This window comes from Gilliamella sp. B3464, assembly GCF_026536145.1.
Classification (GTDB): domain Bacteria; phylum Pseudomonadota; class Gammaproteobacteria; order Enterobacterales; family Orbaceae; genus Gilliamella.
This window is the reverse complement of record NZ_JAFNOQ010000002.1, coordinates 207,222-230,025: the sequence shown is the minus strand read 5'-3', so window position 1 is coordinate 230,025 and position 22,804 is coordinate 207,222. Positions and strand designations below refer to the sequence as shown.

At 35.3% G+C, this 22,804-nt stretch carries 20 protein-coding genes; 9 read left to right on the top strand and 11 right to left on the bottom strand.

Annotated elements, in window-relative coordinates:
• The first annotated feature begins 1 nt into the window (after position 1).
• A complete protein-coding gene (amtB, locus tag J3U57_RS03375) occupies positions 2 to 1,282 on the top strand; it encodes an ammonium transporter AmtB (RefSeq protein WP_065798592.1) in 1,281 nt (426 codons plus the stop codon).
• Between the two features lie 96 nt (positions 1,283 to 1,378).
• Here the strand turns inward: amtB and J3U57_RS03370 are convergent, their stop codons facing one another.
• The 3 genes from J3U57_RS03370 to dsdX form a co-directional block, all read right to left on the bottom strand.
• On the bottom strand, positions 1,379 to 1,834 hold the full coding sequence (locus tag J3U57_RS03370; RefSeq protein ID WP_267343804.1) for a hypothetical protein: 456 nt from the start codon (positions 1,832 to 1,834) through the stop codon (positions 1,379 to 1,381).
• Positions 1,835 to 1,969: 135 nt separating this feature from the next.
• A complete protein-coding gene (locus tag J3U57_RS03365; protein WP_267333144.1) occupies positions 1,970 to 2,464 on the bottom strand; it encodes a hypothetical protein in 495 nt (164 codons plus the stop codon).
• Between the two features lie 763 nt (positions 2,465 to 3,227).
• The gene (gene dsdX, locus J3U57_RS03360) at positions 3,228 to 4,565 is read right to left on the bottom strand and encodes a D-serine transporter DsdX (protein ID WP_267343805.1); all 1,338 of its coding nucleotides are present in this window, start codon (positions 4,563 to 4,565) and stop codon (positions 3,228 to 3,230) included.
• A gap of 218 nt (positions 4,566 to 4,783) precedes the next feature.
• Here dsdX and dsdC point away from each other — a divergent pair, with 218 nt between their 5' ends.
• Positions 4,784 to 5,713, top strand: coding sequence for a DNA-binding transcriptional regulator DsdC (gene dsdC, locus J3U57_RS03355; RefSeq protein ID WP_267343806.1), 930 nt, complete (start codon positions 4,784 to 4,786; stop codon positions 5,711 to 5,713).
• 55 nt (positions 5,714 to 5,768) lie between these two features.
• On the opposite strand, the gene J3U57_RS03350 is transcribed toward dsdC, so the two are convergent.
• From J3U57_RS03350 to fdhD, 4 genes are all read right to left on the bottom strand, one after another.
• The gene (locus J3U57_RS03350) at positions 5,769 to 6,677 is read right to left on the bottom strand and encodes an EamA family transporter (RefSeq protein ID WP_267333141.1); all 909 of its coding nucleotides are present in this window, start codon (positions 6,675 to 6,677) and stop codon (positions 5,769 to 5,771) included.
• A 185-nt stretch (positions 6,678 to 6,862) separates the two neighbouring features.
• The gene (locus J3U57_RS03345; RefSeq protein ID WP_267343807.1) at positions 6,863 to 8,104 is read right to left on the bottom strand and encodes a nucleoside permease; all 1,242 of its coding nucleotides are present in this window, start codon (positions 8,102 to 8,104) and stop codon (positions 6,863 to 6,865) included.
• A gap of 52 nt (positions 8,105 to 8,156) precedes the next feature.
• Entirely contained in the window at positions 8,157 to 8,975 is an 819-nt protein-coding gene (locus J3U57_RS03340) for a purine-nucleoside phosphorylase (protein WP_065632918.1), read from the bottom strand.
• A gap of 431 nt (positions 8,976 to 9,406) precedes the next feature.
• On the bottom strand, positions 9,407 to 10,216 hold the full coding sequence (gene fdhD, locus J3U57_RS03335) for a formate dehydrogenase accessory sulfurtransferase FdhD (protein ID WP_267343808.1): 810 nt from the start codon (positions 10,214 to 10,216) through the stop codon (positions 9,407 to 9,409).
• Between the two features lie 191 nt (positions 10,217 to 10,407).
• On the opposite strand from fdhD, the gene J3U57_RS03330 reads away from it, so the two are divergent.
• Positions 10,408 to 10,938: a DedA family protein gene (locus J3U57_RS03330; protein WP_267343809.1), complete on the top strand. Its 531-nt coding sequence runs from the start codon at positions 10,408 to 10,410 to the stop codon at positions 10,936 to 10,938.
• Here the strand turns inward: J3U57_RS03330 and mscM are convergent.
• Both mscM and asd read right to left on the bottom strand, forming a co-directional pair.
• Positions 10,935 to 13,553, bottom strand: coding sequence for a miniconductance mechanosensitive channel MscM (gene mscM, locus J3U57_RS03325; RefSeq protein ID WP_267343810.1), 2,619 nt, complete (start codon positions 13,551 to 13,553; stop codon positions 10,935 to 10,937). The genes J3U57_RS03330 and mscM overlap by 4 nt on opposite strands.
• A 4-nt stretch (positions 13,554 to 13,557) precedes the next feature.
• A complete protein-coding gene (asd, locus tag J3U57_RS03320; RefSeq protein ID WP_267333136.1) occupies positions 13,558 to 14,406 on the bottom strand; it encodes an archaetidylserine decarboxylase in 849 nt (282 codons plus the stop codon).
• 209 nt (positions 14,407 to 14,615) lie between these two features.
• Between asd and rhaB the strand changes: the two genes are divergently transcribed.
• The 6 genes from rhaB to rhaM all read left to right on the top strand — a co-directional run bounded on the left by rhaB (position 14,616) and on the right by rhaM (position 20,809).
• Positions 14,616 to 16,022, top strand: a complete 1,407-nt coding sequence (rhaB, locus tag J3U57_RS03315) for a rhamnulokinase (RefSeq protein ID WP_267343811.1) — start codon at positions 14,616 to 14,618, stop codon at positions 16,020 to 16,022.
• 34 nt (positions 16,023 to 16,056) lie between these two features.
• Positions 16,057 to 17,307: an L-rhamnose isomerase gene (locus J3U57_RS03310; protein WP_267333134.1), complete on the top strand. Its 1,251-nt coding sequence runs from the start codon at positions 16,057 to 16,059 to the stop codon at positions 17,305 to 17,307.
• Between the two features lie 12 nt (positions 17,308 to 17,319).
• Positions 17,320 to 18,144 (top strand): rhamnulose-1-phosphate aldolase, encoded by an 825-nt coding sequence (gene rhaD / locus J3U57_RS03305; protein WP_267333133.1) that lies wholly within the window; start codon positions 17,320 to 17,322, stop codon positions 18,142 to 18,144.
• Between the two features lie 55 nt (positions 18,145 to 18,199).
• A complete protein-coding gene (gene rhaT, locus J3U57_RS03300) occupies positions 18,200 to 19,234 on the top strand; it encodes an L-rhamnose/proton symporter RhaT (protein ID WP_267343812.1) in 1,035 nt (344 codons plus the stop codon).
• Between the two features lie 18 nt (positions 19,235 to 19,252).
• Positions 19,253 to 20,404 (top strand): lactaldehyde reductase, encoded by a 1,152-nt coding sequence (gene fucO / locus J3U57_RS03295; RefSeq protein ID WP_267343813.1) that lies wholly within the window; start codon positions 19,253 to 19,255, stop codon positions 20,402 to 20,404.
• A 90-nt stretch (positions 20,405 to 20,494) separates the two neighbouring features.
• Positions 20,495 to 20,809, top strand: coding sequence for an L-rhamnose mutarotase (rhaM, locus tag J3U57_RS03290; protein WP_267333130.1), 315 nt, complete (start codon positions 20,495 to 20,497; stop codon positions 20,807 to 20,809).
• A 45-nt stretch (positions 20,810 to 20,854) separates the two neighbouring features.
• Here rhaM and J3U57_RS03285 read toward each other — a convergent pair whose 3' ends face one another.
• The gene (locus tag J3U57_RS03285; protein ID WP_267333129.1) at positions 20,855 to 21,709 is read right to left on the bottom strand and encodes a helix-turn-helix domain-containing protein; all 855 of its coding nucleotides are present in this window, start codon (positions 21,707 to 21,709) and stop codon (positions 20,855 to 20,857) included.
• A 29-nt stretch (positions 21,710 to 21,738) separates the two neighbouring features.
• Positions 21,739 to 22,563, bottom strand: a complete 825-nt coding sequence (gene rhaS / locus J3U57_RS03280; RefSeq protein WP_267333128.1) for an HTH-type transcriptional activator RhaS — start codon at positions 22,561 to 22,563, stop codon at positions 21,739 to 21,741.
• Positions 22,564 to 22,804: the final 241 nt, after the last annotated feature.

The window sequence follows — 22,804 nt, the reverse complement described above, 5'->3', positions numbered from 1 at the left end:
TATGTTGAAAAAATTTATTTTACCTTTGGGCTTAGCGCTTTCAAGCTCAGCAATTGCTCAAGAAGCAACCGTCGCCGATAATGCTGATAACGGTTTTATGATGATTTGTACAGCCCTAGTTCTTTTTATGTCGGTGCCTGGAATTGCTTTGTTCTATGGTGGATTATTACGTGCTAAAAATGTCTTATCAATGTTATCGCAGATATTAGTCACCTTTTCACTTATTGCGGTATTATGGATAATTTATGGTTATACACTGGCATTTGGTGAAGGAAACTGGTTTTTTGGTAACTTTGAACACTTTTTATTAATTGGTATTAATATTACAGATGTATCAGGATCGATTTATGAATTGATTTGGGTTGCGTTTCAGGGATCTTTTGCCTGTATTACTTGTTGTTTAATTCCAGGTGCATTTGCCGAACGTACGCGTTTTTCAGCGGTATTAATTTTTATGGTGTTATGGTTTACCTTCTCTTATATTCCAATGGCCCATATGGTATGGGGTGGAGGCATCTTAGGTGATGAAGGTGCGTTAGATTTTGCCGGAGGAACTGTTGTTCACATCAATGCAGCCGTTGCAGGTTTAATGGGGGCGTATTTACTAAAAAATCGGATAGGCTTTAATCGTGAACCGTTAAAACCTTTCAATCTGCCTTATGTTTATATCGGTGCTGCTATTTTATATATTGGGTGGTTTGGCTTTAATGCTGGGTCTTCAACTCACGCTGACCAAATTGCTGGGCTTGCTTTTATTAATACCGTGGCAGCAACGGCAGCAGCAGTTTTAGCATGGTCTATTGCTGAGTGGGTTTTACGAGGTAAACCATCATGTTTAGGTGCCGCATCAGGCATCATCGCGGGATTAGTTGGAATAACACCGGCAGCGGGTTTTGTTGGTGTTGGTGGTGCTCTGTTGATTGGTTTGATTTGTGGCTTTGCAGGGGTTTGGGGCGTATCTTCGCTAAAAAGAATTCTTAAAATAGACGATACTTGTGATGTATTTGGTGTACATGGTGTTTGTGGTATTGTTGGTTGTCTATTGACTGGTATTTTTGCGTCAGAATCACTCGGTGGCATTGGTTATACAGAAGGTACCAGCATGGCAAGTCAAATTGGTATACAGTTAATGAGTGTAATAACCTGCATTATTTGGACGGCTGTTGTTGCTTTTATCTCGTATAAGATTGCAGATATTTGTGTTGGCTTACGTGTGTCAGAAGAACATGAACGTGAAGGTCTAGATATTAATAGCCACGGTGAAAGCGCATTTAACAATTAATTCTTAAACAAATATAACTAATTTAATTATAAAAAAAATCTACAGTGAAATTAACACTGTAGATTTTTTGCTTATATTAATTATGATAAATGTCTTTTAGTCATCCCAAAGCATAATTGCATTATCTTGCGTAAGGATTAACGGTGGTGAAAACAGATATTCTTTAATGGTATCTGGTAATGCATTTAAGTCATTCAAATCAAGCTTAAGATCAGGATTTGATTGGCTAAGTTCTGCTATTCTGCTTGATAATATTTGATTGATCCTCTCACATTCTAAATCTTGTTGATTTTTTAACGTTTCTAAATCAGGTTCATTGAATGCTTCACGATAAATAAACTGGAAAGCATCGATATCCTTAAAAACATCTTCTAAAACATACTTTTGATATTTTGAATGACGTTGTTTCAATGCTTCAAAACGTAACGCAATAATTTCATCTTTTTGATCCGGATAATCTAAAACTGAATCTTTATCTGTTAATTGCTTTTTTTCAGGAATTGACTCATTAAAAGATGCTAAAGTAAATAACGGTTTTTTATTCGATGTCATTTATTAATTCACAACCTATATTCTTGAATAATAAAAATTATTGTTTTTATTCTAAAAATAGTTTTACTCAATGTCATCAATTCTTTTGCAAAAATTGATGACATATTTCTATTATTGATTCATTTATCAATACTTTTAATCAGAGTAATTCCCATCTTCCCAAAGCATAATTGCATTATCTTGTGTTAAGATTAACGGTGGCGCGAATAGGTATTTTTTAATTTTATTAGGCATAACAGTAATATCATTTAAATCCAATTGCACGTGTGGATAAATTTTTGCCATTTGTTTTAACCGCATGCTTAATAATTCTTTAACTTTATTCGATTCTTTAGCAAAGGCTAATTCCTCTTTCAAAAGGCTTATTTGTCTTTTATGATGCTCTGATTCGAACATCTCAGGAAATATAAAACGCATTTCTCGATTATTTTCGATCTTAGCTTTACTATTGTATTCATTATCTTTATATTCGCCATGGTGTAACTTAAGCTCCTTAACATGTAATGCAATAATTTTATTTATGTTTTCAGGATAATTTAATTTAGAATCTAAATCACTTAAGGTATTTTTTTGAGGTAATAATTTATCACTTTGTACTAAGGTAAATAATGGTTTTTTATGTGTCTTCATTTCTATAACTTCCTTTTTTTAGGACAATAAGATAACGATCTGTAGAACATTAAAAAACGACTGTTACTCTATCGTAAAAAAACTTGAGGTAAACATAACGTTTTAGTATAAAAAACAACTAAAAGCGCTGATTATTACTTTTATCTCCTTTTAATGTTTCATGTTTTATGCTTTTTGATATTTCGATTTAGACTAAAATTTTGTTTTCTCTTTTTATTCTCACTAGTAAATTAATGTTGTATAGAATGTAAAATAGTATTCTTTTACAGAATGTTAATTTAATGTGGTTGTTCCATTTTTCTATATCAAGTAGAACTATGAATAAATACCAATTGAATTGAGATAGCATGATAAGATCAAAAAAATTCATTTTATAATCGTCATCAAGCAAGAGAAAATTACATTCTGTAAATTTAACAAGTTGTTTTTTAAATAAACTATTTATGATGTTAGATTGGTGTTGATTACTATATAAATCTTTGACTTTATGTTTTTCAACAAATTTGGGGTAAATATTAAGCTTAACTTTAATAGTAATTCTTAATACATTAATTAAGAGATGGTTAATTAATCCTTTATATTTAATAAGTCGATTCCTAATCGAAGTTTCACTATTATAACTTAAAATTTGTTTTATGCTAGTAATATTTTTCTGAAACCACTTTTTTACTTGGAATTTTACAATTTTAATCAGTAAAAAAATGTATTGCAATGTATTTGTGAGACTTTTAGCAATCATAAATCCAATCCATGTTGTTGTATATTAAACAATATACGATAATAAAAATGTACATCCTAAAGCGACTAATGAAGCAATAAAAGAGCTGGATGTATAATATTTGAACATTTCAGTTAATGTAGCGCCACAATATTGCTTTACAAGCCAAAAAAGTGAATCTGTTACAATTGTACAACCAATAGCGCCCGAACCGATCGCTAACGTTATGATTTCAGGACTAATATCAGGATAAAGTGGCAACATAGGTGATACAATGGCTGTTGCTCCCATCATGGCAACCGTTGCAGAGCCCACTGCAGCATGTAATATAATGGCAACTAACCACGCTAATAAAATAGGGTGCATATTTAGCTGTGATAAAATACCCGCTAATCCATCACTCAAACCACTACTTTTTAACACGCCATTAAATGCGCCACCCGCACCAATAATCAACAAGATATTAGCGATTGAAGAAAAGCCACATTCTGTTTTTATTAATAAATCTGACATTCGCATTTTTTGGCGAATACCTAAGACATAATAGGCGACAAAAATACCTATAAGCATAGCTGTAATTGGGGTGCCAATAAATTCGAACACGGCATAAAAAATTGAATTTTTATCGATTGTTAATTCTGTGGCTGTTTTTATTAACATTAAAATGATAGGTAACAAAATAATAGTCAAAGTGGGCAATAATGACGGTAATTCATTTTCATTCTTATTGTTTGGTTGGGAAAATGTTTCAGGTACAGGCTTAAATGGAATATTATTTTTAATGATTTTTAAAAAAAGAGGCCCACTAACTAGTGATGCTAATAGAGCAACTACTAAACCATAAAAAATTATACTGCCAATATCTGCACCAAGCGCATTGGTCACAAACAATGCTGCCGGATGAGGGGGAACAATACAATGAACGGCCATCAATGCAGAGCATAGTGGTATAACAATTGTTAAAAGTGATGAATTTGTTTTTTTAGCAATGGAAAAGGCAAATGGAATGAATAATACTACACCGACTTCAACAAATAAGGTAATGCCACAAATTAGTCCAATTAACACTATCATTATTTGTGGCGGAAGTAACCGGCATTTGTGTAACATCAACCCTATAGTTTCAGATGCACCAGAAATTTCCATCATTTTACCTAAAATGGATCCTAATCCAATTACTATAGCTAAAAAACCTAAGGTACTACCCATTCCAGCTTCAATTGCACTAAGTATTTCAAGTGGAGGCATAGCCATTAATACCCCTACATAAAAACTTGCAAGTAACAAGGCTAAAAATGGATGTAGTTTAACTTTTACAATTGATATCACAATGACAATTAAACTACTCATTAATACTGCCATAACCCAAAGCTGTGAGTTCATGTTTTGATTTTTAAGTTAGTTAAAATTTAACCTATTAAATGTTTTTATTAGGTATTTGACAAATGATAAAAAAACAACTTAACATGAATTAAATTCATTCAAAAATGTGATTTAAATCGAAGTTTAACATTAAAGTTAGTTTTGCTATAAAGCTGCAAAGTTTGATTTTATAAAATAGATATTTACGTTGTTTAAAACAAGGTGAAGGAGAATCGCTGATGTATGATAATTTTCTAACAAAAAATCGCTTGATTAATCGTTATCAGTTAGCGAAATTATATACTTTTGAATCGGCTGCTCGTCATCTTTCCTTTTCTTTATCTGCTGAAGAGCTGTGTATCAGTCCAAGCGCGGTGAGTCATCAAATTCAAAAATTAGAGCAAGAACTTGGTTTTAAGCTATTTAAACGGTTTCACCGAAGAATTGAACTTACTCATGATGGTAAACATTTATTTGATGTGGTTCGAAAATCACTAAGAAATTTGAATCAAGAAATTTTAGAAATTTCAAATCAAGAAATTTCTGGAATATTGACAATTTATGCTAGACCGTCATTTGCACAAGGTTGGCTAGTACCAAAATTACCTGACTTTGCACGTCACTATCCCTATATTACTTTAAATATTTTATCTGGAAATGAAGTTACAAATTTTAGTCGTCATCGAATCGATCTTGCTATTTATTATGATGCATTACTGTACGAAGAGCTCAATTACGATTTTTTAATGTCCGAAACAATCATTCCTGTTTGTAGTGACTTTTATGCAAAAAAACATAACTTATATAATAACGTTGAAAGACTATCTAACTGTACAATATTGCACGATAGTCAAGCATGGGAATATGATTCTAATTGTGATGAATGGATGGGGTGGGCTAATCATTATTCTTTACCCTTTGATTTTAATGATATACCCAAAATCGATTTTGATCGTTCTGATCTTGCAACTACTGCTGCTATTTATCATGGTGGTGTTGCTATGGGGCGAAGACGATTAATCGGCAAGTTACTTGAATCGGGTGAGCTTATTACACCTTTTCCTGAAATGGAAATGTTATGTAAACAGCGCTATTACATCTTACGAGCGCAAGCCAAATACAATCCCAAAGCAGATATTTTTATAAAATGGCTAAAAAGCCTAGTTTAATAAAGTAATGCTAAGCTAAAGGTCAGCGTTTAGGCTTCCCTTTAGTCTAAGCATATTATTTATTCCGTTTTAAATGTTTCAAATTGGATAATGCGATAGATAGTAGAATAATAATGACCCCAATCCATTGATTAAAATAGACCGATTCTTTTAAATAAAAATATGAACAGGTGACAGCAACAGGTAGTTCAGCTGCGGATAAGATTGCACTTAATGAAATACCAATTTTGGGAATGCCAACAGAAAACAAAAACGGAGGTAATACGGTGCCCAGTAGTGCTAATAAAAATCCTAATTGATAGAGTTGATCATTCAAATTTAATTTAAAGAAGAATAAAGGTGGAAATATAATAAAAGTTATTATGCACGCTCCGGTTATCATCAAGGCACTTTTTTCAAGTTTTGGTAATGCATTACCAACATTACTGCTTGTACTAATAAATAGTGAATACATTAAGGCCGCTAAAAAACCAAAAAAACAGCCCGTTAAATTCAAACGAATATCTTGATTAAATAGTCCAGCGGCTAGGCAGCTACCGGCTATGATGGTAATCACCGTTAAAATTTGAGTCGTAGTCGGTCTATTTTTGAAAATAACATAATCGATAATAATACTAATCCACAAATACTGCATTAATAGTATGATAGCAATTGATGCGGGAACGAGTTGAACACATTGATAATAGCAAATGCCAACTAACCCAGGGAAGATACCCACAGCACATACCTTCCATTTGTTCGTTTTGGGATTATGCGTTGTCGTTGCTGTACTTTTGGGTTTTATGAATGTTTTAACTATCAAGTGAATAATCCATAATATTAGCATACCCAAAAAACATTGTACGCCCGTAACTTCACCAAGTGAGTAGCCAGCTTTATAAGCGGTTTTCACAATAGAGGAGAGCACGCCAAAGCTGCACGCTCCTAAAAAAACTAATAAACCACCTAAAAATTTTTCTTTCATAGTTAAATCTCATAATTTATATAAATTAATTTTGTAGCTAACAATAAAGCAAACACAATAAGAGACCACAGGGTGAAGACCCTGTGTCACTCTTCATTTTTTAACATATTAGAATAACGAATACTAAGTGAATCAGAACAGAATGTAAGCTTGTGATTTTAGCCCATTAGTTTGATTGTGGTAAGTTATTGCTTAACTGTTTCGCTTCTATTATGGTCATAGTTAAAGGTAAAGTAAAAAATAATTCCCAACACCAGTGCATAAGATGCAAATATTAACCATATTGTTTGCCAATCTCGACCAGTTGTGTAAGTAAATTTATCAACCACCATACCACTTAAGATTGAACCCAAATATGCACCAATTCCATTTACCATTGTCATAAAGAGCCCTTGTGCACTTGCTCGAATATTGGCATTAACTTCTTTTTCTATAAAAATTGATCCCGAAATATTAAAGAAATCAAAAGCACAACCATAAACTATCATGGATAACAACAGTAAGACAAAACCAAATGGTGTTGGATCACCAAATGCAAATAGGCCAAATCGGAGCGTCCAAGCTATTAGGCTTATCATGATCACTTTTTTTATTCCAAACTTTTTAAGAAAAAACGGAATAGTTAAAATAAATGCCACTTCTGCCATTTGTGATACGGATAATAAAATTGCTGGATGCTGTACAATTAAACTGTCAGAAAATTCGGGAATTTTACCAAAGTCTTTTAAAAATGCCCCGCCGAAAGTATTGGTGATTTGTAATATTGCGCCAAGTAACATCGCAAATAAAAAGAATACTGCCATGACGGGTTTTTTAAATAACACAAATGCATCAAGCCCTAAACGAGAAGCCCAAGATTGTTGTTGGTTTTGTTTGATTTCAATATTTGGTAACGTTGCGCTGTAGATCACTAATACGACCGAAGCCGCACATGCCACATAAAGTTGTCCATTACTGGAATCTAACTTCAGTAAACTTATCATCCACATAGCAATAATAAAACCTACTGTACCAAACACCCGTATTTTAGGGAACACTTCGACAGTATTTAAGTTATTTTTATCTAAACACGCGTAACTAATTGAGTTAGATAAAGCAATAGTTGGCATGAAAGCCATTGCATTAGCAAACATCAACCAAAATAGTAAACTTGATGTTGTCACTGATGCAGCATAAAAAAGCGCAACAGCACAAATCGAGTGGCACAGCATGTACAAATATTTTGCTTGTATAAATTTGTCAGCAATAATCCCTATAATACAAGGCATAATTAATGCGGCTAAGCCTTTAGTACTAAAGATCATACCTATCTCGGCACCAGAAAATTTTAGTGTATTAAAAAGATAAATACCTAAAGTCGTTAGCCAGCTTCCCCAAATAAAATATTGGAAAAACATCATTATTTTTAATCTATTTTTTATGTTCATTATTTAAATCCTAAATAAATTGAACTGCTTATATAAAATTAAAAACTATGAACTAAAAACGTGCAATGGTTTTAGTAATAAGTTGTAAAAAAGTGGATTTTACACGTTCAGCGGTTTCAATCACTTCTTCATGACCGAGTGGTTGATCTAAAATGCCACAAGCCATATTAGTTAAACATGAAATGCCGATAGTTTTAATGCCAGAGTGATGAGCAATAATTGCTTCAGGAACGGTAGACATACCCACTGCATCAGCACCTAATGTACGGATCATTCTAATCTCTGCTGGAGTTTCGTAGGTTGGTCCTGTCCACCAAGCATAAACACCTTGTTGTAAAGTGATATTCAGCTCTTTAGCTACTTCGCTAACTGTTGCTCTTAATTGCTTGTTATACACTTCGCTTACATCCAAAAAGCGAACCCCTAATTCAGGATTATTTGGCCCCATTAATGGATTGTTAGCAGTTAAGTTAATGTGGTCAGTAATTATCATTAAATCACCAGGTTTAAAGCTAGTGTTGACTGCACCACAGGCATTGGTAATGATCAGTTTTTCAACGCCTAGCATTTTCATTACACGCACAGGGAAGGTAACTTGATCTAATGAAAAACCTTCATAATAATGAAAACGACCTTTCATCGCGACAACAGTCTTATCACCACATTTACCAATCACTAATTCATTCGCATGCCCCACAGCTGCTGATTTAGCAAAGTGAGGAATAGTGTCATAAGGAATATGAACGGCATCTTCAAGAGTATCGGCAAAAGGACCTAAACCCGATCCAAGTATAATTCCGATTGTTGGTTTTTTGTCGGTTTGCTGTTGAATATAATTAACTGCTTGTTGAATATCTGCTGTTTGATGCATGAGTGTATCCTTTCAAATTGAAGTAGTTTTTTGATAAATAAAACGCAGTGATATTAAATAATCACTTAAAACATGTTTATATTTTTATCATGAATAAAAATACGTATCGCAATTGTTCACATCGATCTAGTATGTCATAGAAAAGGATGTGAATAATTGACTTTTTCTCAAAACGAGAAAACGATCACATAAAAAGAATATATAATAAAAACAACGTAGTTGTCATTTTTCAGGGTATATTATGATGATGTTCTGACAATAATGAAAGGGACTTTTTAGGTTTGGTTTAGTTTTAAAAATTAAATTGCTATATTTAACTTTATTAATCAATTAATTATCTTAAAAATTAATTTAAAAAATTAAAATATAAACATTATTTATGATACATTAAGCTTCAATTTGACAACCGTGTTTATCTTATAAAATTATTATTACTCAATGATCCGATTGCTATCGGTATAAATTACCCCTTTATCACCTCTAAAAAATCCAATCAAAGTCAAGTTATTTGTTCTGGCTTGCTCAACTGCCATTGATGTAGCTGCTGAAACCGCACAGAGAATTTCGATGCCACAGATAGCTGCTTTTTGTACCATTTCATAACTAGCTCGACTTGAGACGAGTATTAGGCCTGGTATATTTTTTTTATTTTGTGCGAGGTATTTCGCGCGATAACCTAACAGTTTATCTAACGCTACATGTCTGCCGATATCCTCAAAACCTGCAATAAAATTACCATGTAAATCAAGCCAAACTGCTGCATGGGTGCAGCCTGTTTGCGCTCCAACTTGTTGTACTTGGTTTAGATAGGCCAGTGAATGCGCAAAATCTGGTAACTGAATTTTGTCATTGGATGGTAAAGTAGGAATAATTGAGCATACCTGATCAAGTTGCTCTGTTCCACAGATACCACAACCAGTGCGGCCGGTTAAATTGCGACGTTTTTCTTTTAATTGATTGAAGCGTCTGGAAGATAATTCAATATGAACTTCTACTCCTTTTAATGAGTCGATTATATCAATACCATAAATGTCATTAACCGATTCAATAATATTTTCAGTTAATGAAAAACCAATCGCAAAATACTCAAGATCTTTCGGCGTCGTCATCATAACCACATGAGAAATACCGTTATAAATTAATGCAATAGGTTTTTCTATGGCAATTGTATCAAATTGAGGATTATTTAGCGTGCTATTACTAAATTTTGTTACTAATACTGTGTTAATACCGCTAGTCATGGCTGGTCTCGGGCTGTTTATTTTTAAGCATTGAACGTTGTTTTAGTTTTACATTGCTAATGTGAATAATCAGTAAAGCAATTGAGTTACGTAATAAGATTCTGCCAATACTTGGTTAACACAATCTTAAACTTATATTATTATGGTAAAATGCTTGAGTCTAATCAATTAATAATTTACCTAATTCAACTATGTCAATACATGAATTTACCTTTGCAATAATGCAGTTTATTCAAGCTCATCAAATATGGGCATTGCCAATTATTTTTTTATTGGCATTTGGCGAATCTTTAGCCATTATTTCATTGATTGTGCCAGCAACAGCAATTTTATTGGGTGCAGGCGCTTTAATTGGTACTGGCGTTATCTCATTTATTCCGGTATTAATTGCTGCATCGCTAGGCGCTGTGATTGGTGATTGGCTCTCTTATTGGTTAGGTAAGCATTATCACAAACAAGTAATCGCTTCTTGGCCATTAAGTAAGTATCCAAAATTGGTTTATCGTTCTGAACAATTTTTTCAACGCTATGGCGCTTTAGGGGTTTTTGTTGGTCGATTTTTTGGACCATTTCGAGCTATAGTGCCGTTGATTGCTGGCACAATGCATATGCCAGCAACTAAGTTTAATTTAGCCAATATCTCTTCTGCGCCAATTTGGGCATTTGTGTTATTAGCGCCAGGTGCATTTGGTGTACCTTGGTTAGAAACGCTTTTCGGTTAAAGCGTGCCAACGGTATAACTACGGCGTCCACTTTTACGACCAAGCGCTTCCAAATTGGTTTGTAATGGTGGAAATGGTAATTTTAAATCATGCTGACGATAAGCTTCTAAGATTAATTTATGAATTGCTGTTCGTAAAAGCATTCGATGCCCCATTTCGGCTGCAAACACTCGCAGTTCAAATAATTGTATTCCTTCTTGAATATCGACTAAAAAGACTTGCGGTTCGGGATCGTTTAACACATATTCACATTCGATACAGGCTTGTTGTAATAGGTTTATTACCAAATCACTATCAGCATCAATAGTTGCAGGGATAGTTAACACAATACGGGTAATTGAGTCTGATAACGACCAGTTAACTAATTGTTCAGTGATAAAAGCTTTATTCGGCATGACGATTTCTTTGCGGTCCCAGTCAACAATAGTAATTGCACGCGTGTTAATTTTAGTGATATTACCGGTTAAATCACGAATAGTGACGGTATCCCCAATTCTGACCGGTTTTTCAAACAAAATGATTAAGCCAGAAATAAAGTTAGCAAAAATTTCTTGTAGACCAAAACCTAAACCAACACCTAATGCAGCAATAAGCCATTGTATTTTTGACCAATCAATCCCAATAAATGAAAATGCAATCATACAACCGATCATTAGAATAATATATTTAGAAATTGTTGAGATAGCATAACCGGTGCCCGGTGCTAAATCTAAATGTTGTAAAATGCCTAATTCGAGTAATGCTGGTAGGTTTTTAACGGCTTGCACGGTAATTGTCATGACTAAAATGGCAATACATACCGCGCCAAGGGTAATATATTGTTCGATTTCAACGCCATTGACAATGGTGCTTGTACCCCAAAGTTTAATATTATTCATGAAGGCAAATGCCGAATGTAGTTCAGACCAGAGCAGTATCATACTAATTAAAGCAATCAGCATAATAATCGATCTAACTAATTGTAACGATTGTGCACTAATGACATCTAAGTTGATAACTGGCTCATCGACACCTTCATTCACCGATGTTAACTCTTCTTCGTGTCCTTTCGCGCGTTGCATGCGTTCCAATCGGCGTTGTTTGTCTCGTTCAAATTCAATACGACGTTTTTGGATCCACATCCAACGTCGAATCATAAAATAGATAACTAATAAACCAAACCAGATAATAACCGATGCTTCAAGTCGACCTAATAAAACTTGCGCTGTAGATAAATAACCTAAGCAAGCCGCAATAATAGCTAACCAAGGCGCACTTAATAAAATAAACCAAAGAATGTGACTTAATAAGTTATCGCCCGATCCCTTTTTATCAATATAAAGAGGCACGCCCGCTCGATGAATTGAGTTAGTCATAAATACTAAAGCAAAGCAGAGAATAATGAAAGCTGTTCGTCCTATAGTGGCGGCAAATTGGCGGTTGTTAAACTGATCAAAACTCATGACAATCATAACAAGTGGAATCACTACCCAAACCGAAAGTTGATAGTATTTCATTGCTTCTCGAACACTTGATTTGGACCAGCCAAAGTGGGTAATAAATAGACCATTTTGTTCTGCAAAATGTGCAGTAATAATAAAGACCCATAAAATAGGCGCAGCAGCATTTACCCCATAACCCAGCGCTACTGCGACAGGGTAATCCCAGTTAATTTGCAGTGCATAACCAAAAACAGCCCATAAAATAGGTACAGGCAGCGCCATAATTAGCGAATAAATAATCACTTTTAATGTTAAAGAATAACTATCTTGCGTTACTTTACCCACGCGTGAGGCGGATTTGTTTAAAAATGCATAATATTTTGTGCGCATTTTAAAATGAGTAACCACAAATAGCATTGCTAAAATCAATAAAAATAATGGTTTAGGTGTTGTTAATACTTCACAACTGGCATTATATAGCTGAGTTAAGGTATCGATTGAAAAAATGACATAAACAACATCTTTGGCCAAATTAACTGGGAATTTAAGTGAAATAGGATTAACATCAGCCACCCAGAAGAAATAGCGGTGTGCCGCGTCATTGACTTCGTCAATTGCATTGGTTAACTGTTTATTTGAAATTTTTAATTTCGTTAACTCTAAAATAGTGGTATCAGTACCCGAAATTAATGTTTTAAGTAATTCGCTTTGTTCGCGTAACAAGCGTCGGTACTGTGTAGCGAGTTTTACACTATTAAGTGGGCTACTTAAAGTTGGATAGTTGTCTAATGCGGTTAACGTATTGGAGTAATTAAGCTGTTGGACTTTTGCTTCGGCGATTTCAGCATCAAGCGGTTGAGACTTGGGTTTTTCGGGTAAACGCAGTAGCTGTTGGCGAAGGGTTTCGCCAAGCGCGGTTGAAAAACTTAACCATTCACCTTGTTCAGCCAGTGTCGCTAACGTATTTTGTACATGTGAAATTTGCGTGGTAATGTTATTTTGTTCATTAATGATGCTGGTTAAATGCGATTTTTGAAACTCCATATTTTGACGAAGTTCATCGTTTTTATCACTTAATTGATTCACAACTTGTGATAGCTCTTCTTCATTATCAATAGTTAAAATTGCTTGTTCAGCAGACGTTAAAGAAGATAACAACAATAATACAAAACAGCAAAAACCACGCATCCACATAATGTTAGATCCTTTCCGCTAGCTTTTGACCAACACGCGTTATGTCACCAACTTTAAGATGACTGTCAAATGCAATAGCATTAGATGCAAACAAGGTGATGACAGTCGAGCCTAATTTAAAACAGCCCATATCTTGTCCTTTAGTTAATTTCACTTCGCCAGCATAGGTCCAACGTTTCATAATGCCTTCGCGAGGAGGCGTGATACAGCCTTCCCATTCCACTTCAATACTACCAACAATCGTTGCACCAATTAAAATTTGCGCCATCGGTCCAAATTCGGTTTCAAATAGACAAATAACGCGCTCATTACGTGCAAAAATATTCGGTATACTTTCGGTTGTTGCTTTGCTGACTGAAAACAACGAACCTGGTACATAAATCATTTCACGTAAAATGCCATCACAAGGCATGTGAAAGCGATGGTAATTTTGAGGTGATAAGTAAGTTGTAGCATAAGCGCCATCTTTAAAAAACTTGATCATATCTGGATGACAAGCCAATAATGATTCTAAAGAATAAAAATGCCCTTTAGCTTGTAATAATAAATTATCTTGAATGACACCAAATTGGCTTATCACACCATCGGCAGGCATGACAATAGAATTCGCCGCTGAATCGATAGGGCGGGCCTCGTCTTTTAGCTCACGAGCAAAAAAATCATTAAAAGTTTTATATTCTTTTACATCACTAATTTTGGCTTCACTTAAATCAACTTTATACAGTTTACTAAAGCCTAAAATCATCCATGTTGTCACTTTTCCTAAATGCTTATTAGCAAGCCAACCAAATATCAGGGTTAATAGCTGTTTAGGTAGTAAATATTGAATAATTGCTTTTAACTGATTAAACATAGGTTACTCTCAAATTATGTTATAAATGCGCCATTATACCAATAATTATTAAGAATGTATAAAACCAGCATAAATCGATAATTTGTGCGGAAGATCACACTGAGTTTAAGAATTTTGCCAACACTAATAAAACAGTGGCAATCAATTGAAAGAATTTATGTTATACGTTATTTACACTGTGCCCATTAGCAATAATGGGGATAGTGATAATGGCTGATAGATATATTGCCGCAATAGATTTAGGTGCTTCAAGTGGACGGGTCATGTTGTCTTGTTATCAAGCGAACAATCAACATTTAACCCTTCAAGAAGTGCATCGATTCAAGAATGATTTTAAATCACTGGATGCCAATTTTTGTTGGGATCTTAATTATATAGAGCATGAAATCATTACCGGTTTGAACAAAATTATTCAACAAGGTATTAAGCTTGATAGTATCGGCATTGATACTTGGGGCGTGGATTATGTATTGCTTGATAAACATGGACAAGTTGTTGGCCCGACTTATGCTTACCGCGATCATCGTACCGATAATATTATGTCACAAGTTCAATCAGAGCTTGGAATTGAGAACATCTACCAAAAAACCGGTATTCAATTTTTAACTTTCAATACCCTTTATCAGCTTAAAGCGATGATGAAGGATAATCCGACTTGGTTATCACAAGTCACGGATTGGGTGATGATACCCGATTATTTAATTTTTCGTTTAACTGGCAAGTTAAACCGAGAATATACCAATGCAACGACGACGCAACTGGTTAATGTGACAACGCGTGATTGGGATCAGCAATTACTTGATTACTTAGGCGTGCCGCGTAAATGGTTTGGTGATATTACCATGCCCGGTAATAAAGTCGGTTATTGGCAAAGTCCAAATGGCGATAAAATTCCGGTTATTGCTATAGCCAGTCATGATACGGCAAGTGCCGTGATTGCCGCTCCCATAACGGATAAACAAAGCGCTTATTTGTGTTCGGGGACTTGGTCTTTAATGGGCATCGAGTCAAATCATTCATACACTGATGCCCAAGCTTTAAACGCTAACATCACCAATGAAGGTGGCGTTGATGGGTATTATCGCGTCTTAAAAAACATTATGGGTTTGTGGCTATTTCAGCGTGTTTGCCTAGAACATAACATTAATAACATTAGTCACATTATTGAATCAGCAAAGCAAGAACAACCCTTTACCTATGTAATTAATCCTAATGATGATAGATTTTTAAATCCCGCGTCCATGACCGAAACGCTAAAACAGGTCTGCCTCGAAAAATATGCGCACGCGCCTGAACGTTTATCACAATTAGTACGCTGCATATTTGATAGTTTAGCTACGTTATATTGTGATGTGATTGCTGAATTATCCACCCTTATTCAGCAACCAATTAATACCTTACATATTGTTGGTGGTGGTTGCCAAAATACTTTTCTCAATCAGTTATGTGCCGATCTTTGTCATATCAATGTGACCGCAGGTCCTATTGAATCGTCAGCCTTAGGTAATGTTGGATACCAATTAATTTCGTTAGGGGCTATCGATGATGTTAAGACGTTAAGACAGATTATCTCGCACAATTTTGATACCCAATATTATTATCCACAAAATAGTTAATTTAAAATTTACGTAATTTATTAAGGAGTTACTAATGAGTACAGTTGAAAATGCCTATCAAAGTGCTAAAGCAAGATTTGCCGAAATAGGGGTAGATACCGATGCCGCTTTAGCTAAAATGGCTAAATTACCAATTTCAGTACATTGCTGGCAAGGTGATGATGTTACCGGGTTTGAAAAACAAGAAGGTGAGTTAACGGGCGGTATCCAAGCGACAGGTAATTATCCGGGCAAAGCACGTAATGCAAGTGAACTTAGAGCCGATTTAGATAAAGCCTTTAGCTTAATTCCGGGACCAAAACGATTAAATCTACATGCGTCATATTTAGAAGCCGATCACAAAGTCGATCGCAATGAAGTAAAACCGGAACACTTTGCAAATTGGGTGAGCTGGGCTAAAAAGCAGCACATTGGTTTAGATTTCAACCCAACTTATTTTTCTCATCCATTAAGCAATGAAGGCACGTTAACACATGTTGATGCAAAAATTCGCCAATTTTGGATTGAACATGGTAAAGCGTGTCGTAAAGTTTCTGAATATTTTGGTAAAGAGCTTGGTACGCCATCGGTCATGAACATTTGGTTACCGGATGGCATGAAAGATATTACCGTCGATAAATTTGCGCCAAGACAACGTTTATTAGAATCGTTAGATGAAATTATCAGTGAAAAAATCGATCCCAAATATCATATTGATGCAGTAGAAAGCAAATTATTTGGTATTGGACTTGAATCTTATACTGCTGGTTCAAATGAATTTTATCTCGCTTATGCTACATCACGTAAAACTGCACTCTGTTTAGATGCGGGGCATTTTCATCCAACAGAAGTCATTTCAGACAAAATTTCTGCCGTTATGCCATTTGTTGAACACCTATTACTGCACGTTAGCCGCCCTGTACGTTGGGATAGTGATCACGTCGTACTTTTCGATGATGAAACCCAAAATATTGCCAGTGAAATCATTCGTAATAATTTATTTGATCGAGTTCATATCGGCTTGGACTTTTTTGATGCATCAATCAACCGTATCGCCGCTTGGGTAATTGGTACTCGCAATATGAAAAAATGCCTATTAAAAGCGTTATTAGAACCTACAGCGCAACTCAAACAATTTGAACGTGAACGAGACTTTACTTCCCGACTAGCATTACTCGAAGAACAAAAATCCTTACCTTGGCAAGCAGTTTGGGACAAATATTGCCAACAAAACGGCGTACCAGTTGGACGTGCTTGGCTTGATGAAGTTCGTCAATATGAGCAACAAGTATTAACTCAACGATAAAAGGTGAAAACAATGCAACAGATTCTATCTTCTTGGTTTGTGCAAGGCATGATCAAAGCAACGTACGACATGTGGTTAAAAGGTTGGGATGAACGTAATGGTGGTAACGTAAGCTTACGATTGTTAGACACCGATGTCGTTTCATTTCAAGGTGACTTTTATGCTAATCCAAGGCACGTATCATTAACACAAGATGTGGCTAAGTTAGCCAATCAATACTTTATTGTGACAGGTTCTGGAAAATTTTTCCGAAATGTCATTTTAGATCCCGCTGATACTTTAGCTATTGTCAAAATCGATGAACAGGGCAAGGGTTACTATATTATGTGGGGGTTGATTAATGGTGGTTTGCCCACTTCTGAGCTAGCCGCTCACTTACAGTCTCACATCGTCCGCATGGAAAAAAGTCAAGGTAAAGATCGCGTGATCATGCATTGTCATGCAACCAATTTAATTGCATTAACTTATGTTTTAGAACTCGATACCGCAGTTATTACCCGTTTACTATGGGAAATGAGCACTGAATGCTTGGTTGTCTTTCCTGATGGTGTCGGTGTTGTGCCTTGGATGGTGCCAGGAAAAGATGAAATTGGTTATGCAACAGCACAACAAATGGCAAAACACACATTGGTTTTATGGGCTTTTCATGGTGTTTTCGGTACCGGCCCTACATTGGATGAAGCCTTTGGCCTTATTGATACAGCAGAAAAATCAGCTGAAGTATTAGTAAAAGTGTTATCGATGGGCGGTAAACGACAAACTATATCAACCGAGCAATTTAGACTGTTGGCACAGCGCTTTGATGTCAATCCAATTGAGGAAGCATTAAAACCTTAGTTAGGTTTAGCTCAGAATATATTAAATTATATTCTAAACATATAAGGACACATATATGGGTAGTTCAATTATTTTAGGTATATTTTGGCACTTTGTCGGTGCTACATCGGCAGCTTGCTTTTATGCACCATTGAAAAAAGTTAAAAATTGGTCATGGGAAACAATGTGGTCAATCGCGGGTATTTTTTCATGGATTATTTTACCTTGGTCTATAAGTTACTGTTTATTGCCTAATTTTTGGGAATATTACGGTAGTTTCAGTTCAGATGTATTAATTCCAGTTTTTCTATTTGGTGCAATGTGGGGAATTGGTAATGTCGGCTATGGACTGACTATGCGCTATTTGGGTATGTCCATGGGGATAGGTATTGCAATTGGCATTACCTTAATTGTTGGTACGTTAATGACGCCGATATTACAAGGTAAATTTGGTGAACTTATCGCTTCAACCGGCGGCAAAATGACACTGCTAGGCGTAGTTGTTGCTGTTATTGGGGTAGCCATTGTTACTTATGCCGGGCTCTTAAAAGAAAAAACATTAGGTGTACAGGTAGCGGATTTTAATCTACGCAAAGGCTTATTATTAGCGGTAATGTGTGGGATTTTTTCTGCCGGTATGTCTTTTGCTATGAGCGCCGCGGTACCTATGCATACTAAGGCCGCTCAATTAGGTGTTTCCCATCTGTATGTTGCGTTACCTAGTTATGTAGTCATCATGGGTGGTGGCGCGATAGTTAATCTCGGTTTTTGTATTTCCCGCCTCTGTTTTAAAAAAGAGTTGTCATTCAAACAAGATATCTCGGTTGCTAAATCGTTACTCATTAGCAATGCATTGTTCGCCATTTTGGGTGGTGCAATGTGGTATTTTCAATTCTTCTTTTATGCATGGGGCCATGCCAATATTCCAGCAGAATATGGCTTTATGAGTTGGATGTTACATATGAGCTTTTATGTGCTTTGTGGTGGTATTGTTGGTTTAGTTTTAAAAGAGTGGTTTGGCACAGGAAAGAAACCAGTAAAAGTATTATGTATAGGTTGCTTAGTTATTATTTTTGCTGCCAATATCGTTGGTTTAGGCATGGCAAATTAATTGAAAGGAAAACAGATTATGGCTTATAGAATGATTTTAAATGAAACCTCTTATTTTGGTGCAGGTTCAATCCAACATATCGTTGATGAGATTAAAAAACGGGGTTTTAAAAAAGCATTGGTGGTTACTGACAAAGATCTAATCAAATTCAAAGTAGCAACAAAAGTAACAAAATTATTAGATGACAATGGTTTTGCTTATCAAATCTTTGATCAAGTTATGCCTAACCCAACAATTGGAATCGTTAAAAAAGGGGTAGACATTTTTAAACAGTCAGGTGCTGATTATTTAATAGCGATCGGTGGTGGATCTCCGCAAGATACGGCCAAAGCCATTGGTATCATTATTAATAATCCTGAATTTGCTGATGTGCGAAGCTTAGAAGGCGTTGCACCAACTAAAAAACCTGCGGTTCCAACGATAGCCATACCAACAACAGCCGGTACCGCTGCTGAAGTGACCATTAACTACGTCATTACCGATGAAGAGAAAAAACGTAAATTTGTTTGCGTTGACCCTCATGATATTCCGGCTGTTGCAATCATAGATTCAGATATGATGACAAGCATGCCAGCAAGTTTAAAAGCAGCGACTGGGGTAGATGCACTCACCCATGCCATTGAAGGTTATATTACTAAAGGGGCTTGGGAACTTTCTGATATGTTTCATTTAAAAGCCATTGAGGTAATAGCACGCTCATTACGTGACTCAGTAAAAGGGATTGCAAAAGGTTCAGAAGATATGGCATTAGGTCAATATATTGCTGGTATGGGTTTTTCAAATGTGGGATTAGGTTTAGTCCATGGAATGGCACACCCGCTTGGTGCTTTTTATAGTACCCCGCATGGCGTTGCTAATGCCGTATTGCTACCGCATATCATGGCTTACAATGCCGAATTTACTGGCGATAAATATCGTGATATTGCTAAAGCCATGGGGGTGGCAGACACTGAAAAAATGACAATAGCGCAGGCCAGGCAGGCTGCTGTTGATGCAGTAAAACAGCTTAACAAAGATGTCGGTATTCCAGCAACATTGAAAGATATTGGCGTTAAACTCGAAGACATTCCAGCACTAGCACAAGCTGCCTTTGATGATGTGTGTACCGGTGGTAATCCACGTGAAACTAATGTTCACGAAATTGAACAACTCTATCAGGCTATTTATTAATGATAAGTTGCCGATTTGAAATTATGAAATAGGTTAGTCAATATTATATCGACCTATTTCATATGTAATGCTTAATAAGAAGGAATGGCTATGTTAAGAAAAGCTTCAATCATGCAGGTTAATCCTGATAAACATGCGGAATATAAAAAACGGCACGATGAAATTTTTCCGGAATTAGTGAAAGAGTTAAAAGCACATGGCGCACATAATTATTCGATTTTTCTCGATGCAAAGCGCAATCTTTTATTTGCTTACGTTGAAATTGAATCAGAAGAGCGTTGGGATGCTATTGCCAATACGGCTGCTTGCAAAAAGTGGTGGGCATTTATGCAAGATATTATGCCAAGTAATGCTGATAATAGCCCAATAAGTGAAGCACTTTTACCTGTGTTTTATCTTGAATAAAAATAGACTCTCTTTTATAAAATTAAAAGAGAGTATTTACCTTCATTAACGTTTATTGGTTTTATTTCTAAATTTTGCTCGATATTGTGACGGTGTCTGCTTGGTTTCTTTTTTAAATACGACTGAAAAATAGTTACTATCATCATAACCACATTCAGCCGAAATCATACTAATTGAGTATGGCGTGTTACGCAGTAATGACATCGCTGTACACAAGCGCCGCTTTTGTAGATATTCATAAATTGTCATGCCTGTTTGACTTTTAAATAAACGGCTAAGTGATCTTGCGGCAATATGATTTTGCTTACAAAATATGTCTAAATTAAATGGCGTAGCTATGCTATTGTGCAGTACGGTAAATAATAAATCCAATTGATGAGTTGCGGTTGGTGATTGAGTATTAGGCATTTGTTTAATACGATCTAATAAAATGACTAACTGTAAAAATAGCGCTTCGGCCAGATGCACGGAAGCTAAATTATTTTTTTTTGATTCAATCGCGAGCTGTTCAATTAAAGGGGAGACCATTTTAATTAAAGAAGGTTTAATACGCCAGCCTCGCTCGGTATGCTTGGCATTTTGTTTTGGCAAATATTGTTCAATGATTGATGATAAAAATAAGGCATCTCGTAAATATAAAATATTGTCGAGTTTTAGATTATTTACCGACTCATAACCATGAACATCTTTAGGGTTTATATATAAAATATCACCACTAGTGATTGGGTAAATATAATCATTCCAGTGATGTAATCCATTACCCGAACAGACAATGACAATTTCGTGAAAGTCATGGTCATGCAACGGAAAGGGGTGTTGATGATCTCTTTTTTCGACAGTCACAGTATTGATATCTGCAATAAAATAATCTTGTCTAAATAAATGCAAATAGTGATTCATAAGCTGTTCCTGCCGTATAGATTTACCAATCAATGATAACGTTTCTCTGGATAATTACGTAATATTTGTGGTCCAAAAGTAAACTCCTGTTTAAAACAAGTCGAAAAATAAGCACTATCATTAAATCCACATTCTTGCGCAATGTCTGTGATGGTTTTGTCGGTCTGAATTAATTGTGTATAGGCATCAGCCAAACGTAATTTTATAAGGTATTTTTGCGGAGTTATGCCTAATTGATTTTTCACATGGCGGTGGAAAGAGCGTAATGATAATGAAAATTGCTCGGTTACCTTATGCCAATCAATCGGTTCTTTGAAATGGATTTGTAAATAGCGTAATAGCTGTTTGACTCGGTTATCACTGCTGCCCGTGCCTTGATTTACATATTGATTTTGTTTGAATAATAGTAATAATTGTAAAAAAAGGCTTTCTTGCAAAGCATCGCTTTGCACTGATACTTGATTCAATTGCGCTAAAATGGTTTGTATATTTTTGTCACAATTTTTATCAAAAAAAAAGTGAGATTGGCACAAATCTTGATTCGGAATCAATTCATTAATGCCATTGATGAAATGAAAATTGTCCGGATCTCTAAATAAAATATTCGTTAAATGTAAATTATTTACGTTTTCGTATAAATGGCAATCACTAGCGTGAATATAAAACATCATACCCGGATAAAGATCGAATAATCGACCGTTTAAAATATGCTTGCCATTACCTTTTGTGACAATGACTATTTCATTAAAATTATGTGTATGTTCAGGGTACACAGGTTGGGGCTCTCGAGGCTCTATAGTGATATTTTGCTGACTAGAAGCAAAAAAATCTTTATCGAGTAACTTCTGTATCATGCGCGATCCTCACTTTATTGCAAATCACTCAAGCCTCATTCTAAAAAGGAAAAGTGTATCTGACCTTCAAAATTCGGACATGGTAAATCTTTTTTTGGCTGTAATTTATAGTAACTTAAGACTTTTTATTAAAATTGTGCGAAGACTCACATTTTTACTCGGCGAATGTGACAAATTCAATGGGCAAAGTTTACTAACTGTATAACCGTTTTTTGTTACTGAGTATTAGGTAAAGCTAGCT

Bases quoted from the DNA above. Each gene is read 5' to 3' on its own strand.
- amtB (WP_065798592.1), top strand. From the start codon at position 2: ATGTTGAAAAAATTTATTTTACCTTTGGGCTTAGCGCTTTCAAGCTCA.
- J3U57_RS03370 (WP_267343804.1), bottom strand. From the start codon at position 1,834: ATGACATCGAATAAAAAACCGTTATTTACTTTAGCATCTTTTAATGAG.
- J3U57_RS03365 (WP_267333144.1), bottom strand. From the start codon at position 2,464: ATGAAGACACATAAAAAACCATTATTTACCTTAGTACAAAGTGATAAA.
- dsdX (WP_267343805.1), bottom strand. From the start codon at position 4,565: ATGAACTCACAGCTTTGGGTTATGGCAGTATTAATGAGTAGTTTAATT.
- dsdC (WP_267343806.1), top strand. From the start codon at position 4,784: ATGTATGATAATTTTCTAACAAAAAATCGCTTGATTAATCGTTATCAG.
- J3U57_RS03350 (WP_267333141.1), bottom strand. From the start codon at position 6,677: ATGAAAGAAAAATTTTTAGGTGGTTTATTAGTTTTTTTAGGAGCGTGC.
- J3U57_RS03345 (WP_267343807.1), bottom strand. From the start codon at position 8,104: ATGAACATAAAAAATAGATTAAAAATAATGATGTTTTTCCAATATTTT.
- J3U57_RS03340 (WP_065632918.1), bottom strand. From the start codon at position 8,975: ATGCATCAAACAGCAGATATTCAACAAGCAGTTAATTATATTCAACAG.
- fdhD (WP_267343808.1), bottom strand. From the start codon at position 10,216: ATGACTAGCGGTATTAACACAGTATTAGTAACAAAATTTAGTAATAGC.
- J3U57_RS03330 (WP_267343809.1), top strand. From the start codon at position 10,408: ATGTCAATACATGAATTTACCTTTGCAATAATGCAGTTTATTCAAGCT.
- mscM (WP_267343810.1), bottom strand. From the start codon at position 13,553: ATGTGGATGCGTGGTTTTTGCTGTTTTGTATTATTGTTGTTATCTTCT.
- asd (WP_267333136.1), bottom strand. From the start codon at position 14,406: ATGTTTAATCAGTTAAAAGCAATTATTCAATATTTACTACCTAAACAG.
- rhaB (WP_267343811.1), top strand. From the start codon at position 14,616: ATGGCTGATAGATATATTGCCGCAATAGATTTAGGTGCTTCAAGTGGA.
- J3U57_RS03310 (WP_267333134.1), top strand. From the start codon at position 16,057: ATGAGTACAGTTGAAAATGCCTATCAAAGTGCTAAAGCAAGATTTGCC.
- rhaD (WP_267333133.1), top strand. From the start codon at position 17,320: ATGCAACAGATTCTATCTTCTTGGTTTGTGCAAGGCATGATCAAAGCA.
- rhaT (WP_267343812.1), top strand. From the start codon at position 18,200: ATGGGTAGTTCAATTATTTTAGGTATATTTTGGCACTTTGTCGGTGCT.
- fucO (WP_267343813.1), top strand. From the start codon at position 19,253: ATGGCTTATAGAATGATTTTAAATGAAACCTCTTATTTTGGTGCAGGT.
- rhaM (WP_267333130.1), top strand. From the start codon at position 20,495: ATGTTAAGAAAAGCTTCAATCATGCAGGTTAATCCTGATAAACATGCG.
- J3U57_RS03285 (WP_267333129.1), bottom strand. From the start codon at position 21,709: ATGAATCACTATTTGCATTTATTTAGACAAGATTATTTTATTGCAGAT.
- rhaS (WP_267333128.1), bottom strand. From the start codon at position 22,563: ATGATACAGAAGTTACTCGATAAAGATTTTTTTGCTTCTAGTCAGCAA.